The organism is Daejeonella sp. (genome assembly GCF_044232565.1).
GTDB lineage: Bacteria > Bacteroidota > Bacteroidia > Sphingobacteriales > Sphingobacteriaceae > Daejeonella.
In genome coordinates, this window is the sequence record NZ_JBIILQ010000088.1 from 1 (window position 1) to 9,737 (window position 9,737).

Here is a 9,737-nt window from a genome sequence, read left to right on the forward strand (position 1 = left end):
CAAAAGGCATCAATGAATCTCTCAATGCTCTTGTCAAACTTATCAATGCTGCTTTGCTAATGCTATAAGAAGCAGCGCTTGGAACAGGTTTAAGGCTAGCAATAGAACAAATATTAATAATATGACCTGCCGAATTAATCTTCATTGATTGAGCAAAAAATTTACTCAAATAATGTGGTGCATGAACATTAACTTTCAATTGCCTTTCCAAATCATCTTCACCTTCATCAAAGAGAGCAGATGGGATATACAAGCCCGCATTATTTACTAAAACCTCAACAGAGCCGAGACTTTTAAGTGCGAAATCGGCGAAGTCCTTCAGTTCGGACATATTTTCCATGTCGGCCTTCATACCATAAAAACTTGAACTTGGATAAGATTGTTTGAGTTCTTCAAGAAACTTTTCAATTTCCTCTTGATTTCTAGCACAAAAGGCTACATTATAATTAGCTGCAGCGAGATGTGCTACAATAGCCCGCCCGATACCTTTAGTTGCTCCTGTTACAATTGCATTCATAAGCTAAAATTAAGAAAATCAATGGTGCCTACCTATTTAATTTAAGGCATACCATCAATTGATTACCTTTGTAAAATATTTTCTCATTTTAAAAGAGATGATAATTTTATATTTACATTAAATAACAAGTAAAAAAAGCGATTTAAGATGATATTTCACCCCTTAGGTAAATATATTTTATTGTTAAAAGCTGTTTTTCGCAGACCCGAAAAATGGAACATCTACCGTAGAGAAATATTTCATGAAATGGTATATATTGGTGTTGGCTCATTGGGAATTATTGCAATAATTTCCTTGTTTTTAGGAGCTGTTACCACGGTACAGACTGCCTTTCAACTAGTTAGTGATTTTATACCGAAGTCGGTAATTGGAATGATTGTGCGAGACTCAGCAATTTTAGAGCTAAGTCCGACGATCTCCGCCATCGTTCTAGCAGGAAAAGTTGGTTCAAGTATTGCCTCTCAAATTGGCACTATGCGTGTAACTGAGCAAATCGATGCCTTAGAAATTATGGGAATCAATAGTCCCGGGTATTTAATTCTACCCAAAATTATTGGTGCCGTAACCATGATCCCTCTTCTAGTTATAATTTCCATCGGCTTAACTATTTTTGGCGGATACATTGCTGGAACAGCATCAGGAGCGGTTAGTTCAGAAGATTTCATGGTGGGTATCACTTCAGATTTTATACCCTTTACTATAACTGTGTCAATGGTCAAATCTGTTGTTTTTGCATTTATAATCACTTCAGTTTCTGCCTATCAAGGTTTTTATACCAGTGGTGGAGCACTTGAAGTAGGCAGATCAAGTACTAAAGCAGTAGTTATTAGCTGTATTGCCATACTGTTTACCGATTATTTAATTGCCCAATTACTGCTATGATAGAGGTAAAGAACATACATAAAACTTTTGGTGAAAACCATGTATTAAAAGGCATTTCAGCGGAATTTAAGGAAGGCATGTGCAACCTAATTATTGGAGGATCTGGATCGGGGAAAACAACGCTTTTGAAATGCATGGTCGGATTACATGAGCCAGAAGAGGGATCTGTGATTTACGATGGCAGAGATTTTACCCGCATGAACTTCCAATCAAGGATTGAAATCCGCACCGAAATTGGCATGCTTTTTCAAGGTTCTGCCCTTTTTGACTCGATGAATGTGGAAGATAATATCATGTTCCCAATAAATATGTTCACCAATCAGAATCACAAGGAAAAGCTGGAGCGTGCTAATTTTTGCTTGGAACGTGTTAATCTGTCGGGACAAAATAAATTATTCCCAGCGGAGCTTTCTGGAGGCATGAAGAAAAGAGTAGGAATAGCGCGTGCTATTGCCATGAATCCCAAATATCTTTTTGTGGATGAGCCTAATTCGGGCCTCGATCCAAAAACAGCTATCGTAATTGATGAGCTTATAAAAGAAATAACAGAAGAATTCAAAACTACAACTGTGGTAGTAACACATGATATGAATTCAGTGATGGGCATTGGTGAGAATATTATTTTCTTACATCAGGGTAAAAAATGGTGGGAAGGTTCAAATAAAGAAATAACAGAAGCTGACAATACGGAGCTTAACGAATTTGTTTTTGCTAGTAAATTCATGCAAGCCTTAAAAAAACAAAATATCGGATAATAATCCATTAAAGCAATTCAAAAAAACAATAAATGATTCAACTGTTAACACCTCAACACTGGAAAGATTACGAACTAATTGACTGTGGTGATTTTGAGAAACTGGAACGATTTGGAAATATAATTCTTATTCGGCCAGAGCCACAAGCTGTTTGGGGCAAAGGAATGCCAGAAAGCGAATGGACAAAATTGCATCACATACGATTTAAGGGGCGATCAGCAACATCAGGGGAATGGATCAAGAAAGATCAGAAAACTCCAGACAGATGGCATATTAGCTATAAAAACGAAAATATCACTTTGCAATTCAGGCTTGCCCTCACCTCTTTCAAGCATTTGGGGATTTTTCCTGAGCAAGCTGTAAACTGGGATTACAGCATTAACTGTATCAAAAGCTTTAAAACAAAACAGCCAAAAGTATTAAACTTATTTGCCTATACAGGTGGCGCATCATTAGCTGCTTGTGCAGCCGGCGCAGAAACTACACACGTTGATTCGATTAAACAGGTAGTTAGCTGGGCAAATGAAAACCAGACATTATCAGGATTAGAAAATATTCGGTGGACCGTTGAGGATGCCTTGAAATTTGTGAAACGGGAGGTCAAAAGAGGGCGCAAATACAATGGAATTATTCTTGATCCACCAGCGTTTGGCCACGGACCAAACGGCGAAAAGTGGAAACTAGAGGACAACATCAAGGAAATGATGGAAGATGTGGTAAAATTACTAGATGATGACGAACATTTTCTTATATTGAATACATACTCACTTGGTTTTTCTTCCGTTATCGTTGAGAATTTAATTCGCTCCTCTTTCCCGGAAGTGCAAAACCTTGAAAGTGGTGAGCTCTACCTACAAGCAAGTTCAGGATGCAAATTACCATTGGGTGTATTTGGTAAATTCTGTAAGCTTTAATTGAAATAATTATTAAAATAATATAGACGCATGAGATTAAATTCATGCAAAAAAAGAAAAACATTAAATCAAATGATAAAGACCAATTTTTTAATAAAAAGCATTGCAATCCTTGCTTTTTCAAGCATTTTCACCAGCTGTTCAGAATCTAATAGCAAAACTGAAAATAAATCAGGAATAAACGCTGAACAAACTACTGGAAATAGTGATACAGAAAATACTTCATCATCGTTAGAACCCATTGATACAGCAATATATAATCAAAAAATCAAGGAGCTTGCCAATGGTGATACTACCGGTAAATGGCCGGTAAAAAAGCAACCATATCCACTTCCAGGGGCAATTTTACCATATAAAAGAGTAGTTACCTATTATGGTAACCTTTATTCCAAGAGAATGGGTGCCTTAGGGGAATATGCTCCTAAAGAAATGCTAAACATGCTATATGCTGAAGTGAAAAAATGGGAGAAAATTGACCCGAAAACACCGGTTCAGCCGGCATTACATTATATTGCTGTGGTAGCGGCAGGAGATCCTGGCAAGGATGGAAAATACAGAAATAGAATGCCTGATAAGCAGATCGACTCCGTATTAACCATTGCAAAGATGAAAAAAGACATGATCGTTTTCCTTGACATTCAGGTTGCACTAAGCACTATCAAAGAAGAACTTCCACGTCTTGAAAAATACCTTAAAATGCCAAATGTGCATCTTGGAATAGACCCCGAATTTTCAATGAAAGGCGGAGTGTTGCCAGGTAGAAAAATTGGAACTTATGATGCTTCAGAAATAAATTATGTTTCTGACTATCTAGCAAAACTAGTTAAGGCGAACAACTTAGCTCCTAAAATTTTCGTGATCCATCGCTTTACAAAAAAGATGGTTACCAATTATCAAAATATCAAGCTAAGACCTGAAGTACAGGTGGTTATGCATATGGATGGATGGGGTGAGCCCGAACTTAAAAAAGGAACACACCGACATTTCATTTACTCTGAGCCAGTACAATTTACAGGATTCAAGATCTTTTATAAAAACGACTTAAAAAAGGCTCCTAACCGTTTAATGACACCGGAAGAACTAATGAAACTCAAACCTCGTCCGAGTTATATACAGTATCAGTAAAGGTTTTTGACGGCAGGGGTGGTAAAGTGATACTGGTTAGAGGTGGTACGGGTTAGGGGTGGTACGGTGACAACACCGACCACAGGACACCGACCACAGGGAAATGGCAACAGAGGCGGTACAGTGAAACCTCCGACTGCAGGCCTAAATACTAAAACTAATTAACATGGAGCAGGCAACATTTGGAGGAGGCTGTTTTTGGTGTACAGAAGCAGTCTTTCAGAATTTAAAAGGTGTTACTAAGGTAGTATCAGGGTATATGGGAGGCCATAAGCTGGACCCCACCTATGAAGATATATGTGAGGGCAATACCGGCCATGCCGAAATAATCCGCATGGATTATGATCCGTCAGAAATATCATTTGAGGATCTTTTACTGGTATTTTTTAAAACCCATAATCCCACAACTCTAAATAGACAGGGAAATGATGCGGGAACACAATATCGTTCGGTAGTTTTTTATGAAAACCAAGAGCAGAAGATTGCTACAGAAAACATGATTGATCAACTTGAGAAAGAACTGGTTTTTGAAAATTCCATAGTTACTGAGGTGACTCCAATTTCAAAGTTCTATGAAGCTGAAGATTATCACCAGAACTATTTTAACAATAATGCCAATCGCGCGTATTGTGTGCACGTTATTCAGCCGAAGCTTGCCAAATTCACACGTGATTTTTGGGAGAAATTATCGTAGGGACAGGTCGAGACCTGTCCTATGAAAAACAATAATATTTATTTGAGGACAAATCGCAACCTGTCCATGTGGATGCTTAATTAAAATAATCCCAATTGACCTTTATCATCAATATCTAAATCATCGAGATTGGTAATTTCAAAACCAACCTTTTTGATAGGTTTTTCTGGTTCTTTAGAACTTTCTATCTGAACTTCGGGAACAATTTCAGGAATGCTATCTTTCTCATCCATTTGACTATCTAGAACCGATTCTGGTTCTTTTGAGCTATCGAGCTGCACTTCCGGTATAACATTTTTCGAGGCCTTTTCTAAGTCTTTGCTAGGGCTTTCTATTACCTCATCTACCGCTGGCTCTTCATTCACTTCTGTTTCATTATCCGATTCCTCGATATCACGGGCAAGTTTTGATATTGGGGTGGCTTGATGCAATCCAGGAACATCGGAACCTGAATCATTAATAATATTAGGATCTACGATAACTTCATCCTCCCCCACTTCCACTGGCGATTGAAGAATTTCAATGCTTTTTACTTCATGCGGACTAAGCCTGTTACCCATGGCCTTCATTCCCTTTACCTCAATTGCATCAGCGAGGTCGATCTCCGAAGTTTCAAGAATTTTGGTTTTACCTTTTAATAGCTCAAGCTTGATCTTTGGTTTTGCATGCCCTGAAATAAAAATCAACTTTGAACCGGGCTCTTCGCTAATCACACTGGTTTTTTTACCGATAGAGCTGTTTTCAAACATAAATCGCTTCAAATAATGGCTTCCTGATTTACCCTCCAGATAGATAACTGAGAATACCTTTTCAGGATTATACTTCTCAATCAACAGTAAACGATCATCAAAATGGTTGCTAAGTTCAAAGCTGCTCAGCTCATAAATCCCTTGTTGATCCATAGTCAGAATCCTGTCGTCGCCATCAAACTCACCCAGATATTTGCCTCTTCCATCTACGTTAAGTCGCTTCAAAATGTCATCATACCAGATTTTCCGTCCAGACAATGTTGAAACTCCCTTGCTCTTCAGAATAACCTTCTTAACAGGATACTTAGTAACAATATTCCCCATTGAGCTACGGCCCTTGATTACATGATCTGCAAAATCAATGTCGAACTGCAACTTTTTAAGCTTGGAATGTGGTTTTAATTGGATATTGATAATTTCGGCCTCTCCATTAGGGTTGGCACTAAAATACAATGCTTTTGAGCCCTTGGACCCCTTAGTTAGATCATACTCTTTTTCTCGAGTAACACCTAAAACGGAAAAACGTTTAATGTAGGAAATACCACTTTCACCATCCTTATAGATCAGATTGTAAACGGTACGCTCATCATTCTTCTTAAATACTTGAGCGTGTAAAATGCCCTTACCCACAAAGGTTTTTTCGGCAACTTTCGAAACGTTGAACTTACCATCTTCCTTAAAGACGATAATTTCATCCAAATCCGAACAATCACAAATAAATTCATCTTTACGCAATCCTGTACCAATAAAGCCATCTTCGCGGTTCATGTAGAGCTTCACATTGGCTAAAGCAACTTTTGATGCTTCAACCTTATCAAATGCCCTGATTTCGGTTTTACGTTCACGACCAGCGCCATATTTAGCTTTCAGCTTTTCAAACCAGGCAATGGCATAATCTGTTAGATGCTTGAGTTGCTTATTCACTTCCTTAATTTCAGCTTCAAGCGTTAGCAACTGCTCATCCGATTTTTTAAGGTCGAAGCGCGTAATGCTACTCATAGGCTTATCGATCAGTTTTTTATAATCTTCAGGAAGTATTTCACGATAAAACTGCGGAAAGAAAGGCGCAAATAACTTATTTAAAACGTCTACTACGGTATCAAAATTGCCAGAACTTTCATAATCAGCATTCTTATACATTCCCTCTTGAATGAAAATCTTCAGTAAGGAGCTAAAAAAAATCTTTTCCCTTAATTCGGCCAATCTGATTTCAAGTTCCTGCTTCAGCAGACCTTTAGTATGATGTGTACTCTCTACGAGAATATCATTCACATTCATAAAATAAGGCTTATCACCTTTAATGATACAAGTATTTGGAGATATAGAAACTTCGCAGTCTGTAAAAGCGTAAAGTGCATCAATAGTCACATCCGGAGATATCCCCGGAGCGAGATGAATGATAATCTCGACATTTTTGGCGGTATTATCCTCAATTTTCTTAATCTTGATCTTACCCTTATCATTGGCAGCAATAACACTGTCTATAAGTCCGCCGGTAGTTGTTGTATAAGGTATCTCCGTGATAGCAAGCGTTTTTTTATCCCGCTCCACAATCTTAGCACGCACTCGGATTTTTCCGCCACGCATCCCCTCATTATAATTGCTAAAATCAGCCATCCCGCCCATTTGGAAATCGGGAAGCAAATCAGGACGGTTACCCTTCAATACTTCAATGGAGGAATCTATTAACTCGACAAAATTATGCGGCATAATTTTGGTAGCCAAGCCCACAGCAATTCCGTCGGCACCCTGAGCGAGCAAAAGCGGAAATTTAACTGGAAGTGTAACTGGTTCTTTATTTCTGCCATCGTAACTGCTCTGCCATTCGGTCGTATCGGGATTAAAGACCACTTCAATCGCAAATTTCGATAATCTAGCCTCAATATAACGGGGCGCTGCGGCCGAATCACCGGTAATTGGATCACCCCAGTTACCCTGTGTATCAATCAGTAAATTCTTTTGCCCTATTTGTACCATGGCATCACCAATGGAAGCATCTCCATGCGGATGATACTTCATGGTATTTCCAATTACATTGGCCGCTTTGTTAAAACGTCCATCATCCAGCTCCTTTAGAGAATGTAAAATACGCCGCTGTACAGGCTTTAGTCCATCATGAATATGAGGAACTGCACGATCAAGAATCACATAAGATGCATAATCTAAAAACCAATTTTCGTATAAACCCGAAAGCGATATAACATTATGCAAACCTTCATTCTTTATGCTTTCGCCTTCTGTATTTTCTATTTCTTCACTCATCCTTATTAATGATGTACTATCGAGTTATCATTTATTTTAAGCCTAAATCAACAAATTTTCAGACTCAATTTATTCAATTATAGCCAAGCTATTTTTCCAATCTTGTTTCTTCAAAAGCAAAGGGCAGCAAACTTTTAATTCCGCTGGTACGGATAATTGCACCATTTAAGCAGTAAAACATCACATTTATAGGCTGCGCTTGTTTTTTTTCATATTCTGCCATTACTTGAAGACAAGCACCACAGGAGGTCACTGGTTCTTTAATCAAAAACTGATCAGTTTGAGCAGTAATAGCCATACTCAGAATTTTATCATCTGGATAGGTAGTACCAATCATGAATAGCGCAACACGCTCAGCACATAACCCAGAGGGATAAGCCACATTTTCTTGATTACTACCATAAACAATCCGCCCACTTTCAAGCTGCACAGCTACACCCACACGGAAGCCCGAATAGGGCGAATGCGAGTTAGCCATCGCTTTCTTAGCTTCAAGGCAGAGTTTCTGATCCTGACTATTTAATTCCTCAAGTGATGAATACTCATCAAAAGTTATAGAGATGGTTTTTTTTTTCATAATTCACTAGCTCAACAATTCGACCTCAACTTCTTCTTTAGCCTGCTCCTCGCCAATAAAATCAACTTCCACTCGCAAATTTCTAATGATATGCTGCTGCCTATCGGGTGTATTTTTACCCATATAATATTCAAGTAAGTTCTTGATTCCCTGCTCTTTAGTCAAAATAACCGGATCCAAGCGAATATCCTTACCGATAAATAACTCAAATTCACTAGGAGAAATTTCCCCCAAGCCCTTGAAACGAGTTATTTCAGGCTTATTACCCAATTTCATAATGGCCCTCTGTCGCTCTTCATCGCTATAACAATATATGGTTTCCTTTTTATTTCTAACCCTAAAAAGCGGCGTTTGAAGAATAGAAACATGTCCAGCTTTTACCAAATCAGGGAAAAACTGCAGAAAGAACGTCATCAGCAACAAGCGAATATGCATTCCATCTACATCCGCATCCGTAGCAATCACAATATTATTATAGCGTAGATTATCTAGTCCGTCTTCAATATTTAGGGCATGCTGCAAAAGGTTAAATTCCTCATTTTCATACACTACCTTCTTGGTTAGTCCATAACAATTAAGTGGTTTACCTTTCAAGCTAAATACTGCCTGCGTCATTACATCGCGCGATTTAGTGATAGAACCACTCGCTGAGTCACCCTCCGTTATAAACAAAGTGGTTTCTTGCTTACGCTCGTGACTATCTTCAAAATGAATTTTACAGTCTCTTAATTTTTTATTGTGTAACGAAGCCTTTTTCGCTCGTTCATTGGCCAATTTCTTAATACCGGCAATATCTTTACGTTCACGCTCCGATTGAAGAATACGTTTTAAAAGTGCATCTGCATCTGAAGGGTGTTTATGCAAATAATCATCTAGGGCCTTCTTAATAAAATCATTAATAAAGCTACGTACCGAGGGACCATCAGGAGCTATATTCTGGGAACCAAGCTTGGTTTTAGTTTGTGATTCAAAGACAGGTTCCTGTACCCTAATAGATATTGCGGAGACAATTGAGGCCCTAACATCCGAGGCATCGAACTCCTTTTTATAAAATTCACGAATGGTTTTAACCACTGCCTCTCTAAAAGCTGCTTGATGTGTTCCTCCCTGCGTGGTATGTTGTCCATTTACAAAAGAATAATATTCTTCACCATACTGCTGTCCATGGGTCATGGCCACCTCAATATCTTCACCTATGAGGTGAATAATTGGATAGCGCAATGTTTCTGTGTCGGTATTACGGGTAAGAAGATCATATAACC

At 38.4% G+C, this 9,737-nt stretch carries 9 protein-coding genes; 5 read left to right on the forward strand and 4 right to left on the reverse strand.

Annotation, left to right across the window (positions count from 1 at the left end; all coding sequences use genetic code 11):
• Positions 1-517, reverse strand: a 517-nt coding sequence (locus ACILQF_RS06580) for an SDR family oxidoreductase (RefSeq protein ID WP_395626620.1), incomplete at its 3' end; no start/stop codon positions are given.
• Positions 518-664: 147 nt separating this feature from the next.
• On the opposite strand from ACILQF_RS06580, the gene ACILQF_RS06585 reads away from it, so the two are divergent.
• The 5 genes from ACILQF_RS06585 (at position 665) to msrA (ending at position 4,887) form a co-directional block, all read left to right on the forward strand.
• Positions 665-1,399, forward strand: coding sequence for an MlaE family ABC transporter permease (locus tag ACILQF_RS06585; RefSeq protein WP_395626621.1), 735 nt, complete (start codon positions 665-667; stop codon positions 1,397-1,399).
• Positions 1,396-2,154, forward strand: coding sequence for an ABC transporter ATP-binding protein (locus ACILQF_RS06590; protein WP_395626622.1), 759 nt, complete (start codon positions 1,396-1,398; stop codon positions 2,152-2,154). The genes ACILQF_RS06585 and ACILQF_RS06590 overlap by 4 nt, the downstream gene beginning before the upstream one ends.
• Positions 2,155-2,186: 32 nt before the next feature.
• Entirely contained in the window at positions 2,187-3,068 is an 882-nt protein-coding gene (locus tag ACILQF_RS06595) for a class I SAM-dependent methyltransferase (protein WP_395626623.1), read from the forward strand.
• A 72-nt stretch (positions 3,069-3,140) separates the two neighbouring features.
• A complete protein-coding gene (locus tag ACILQF_RS06600; RefSeq protein ID WP_395626624.1) occupies positions 3,141-4,193 on the forward strand; it encodes a hypothetical protein in 1,053 nt (350 codons plus the stop codon).
• A gap of 166 nt (positions 4,194-4,359) precedes the next feature.
• Positions 4,360-4,887 (forward strand): peptide-methionine (S)-S-oxide reductase MsrA, encoded by a 528-nt coding sequence (gene msrA, locus ACILQF_RS06605; protein WP_395626625.1) that lies wholly within the window; start codon positions 4,360-4,362, stop codon positions 4,885-4,887.
• A gap of 80 nt (positions 4,888-4,967) precedes the next feature.
• On the opposite strand, the gene ACILQF_RS06610 is transcribed toward msrA, so the two are convergent.
• The 3 genes from ACILQF_RS06610 to ACILQF_RS06620 all read right to left on the reverse strand — a co-directional run.
• Positions 4,968-7,898 carry a DNA gyrase/topoisomerase IV subunit A gene (locus tag ACILQF_RS06610; protein ID WP_395626626.1) on the reverse strand — a complete coding sequence of 977 codons (2,931 nt, stop codon included), beginning with the start codon at positions 7,896-7,898 and terminating at the stop codon, positions 4,968-4,970.
• Between the two features lie 88 nt (positions 7,899-7,986).
• Positions 7,987-8,475 carry a cytidine deaminase gene (locus tag ACILQF_RS06615; protein ID WP_395626627.1) on the reverse strand — a complete coding sequence of 163 codons (489 nt, stop codon included), beginning with the start codon at positions 8,473-8,475 and terminating at the stop codon, positions 7,987-7,989.
• Positions 8,476-8,481: 6 nt separating this feature from the next.
• The coding region (locus ACILQF_RS06620) for a toprim domain-containing protein (protein ID WP_395626628.1) at positions 8,482-9,737 on the reverse strand (1,256 nt) is incomplete at its 5' end.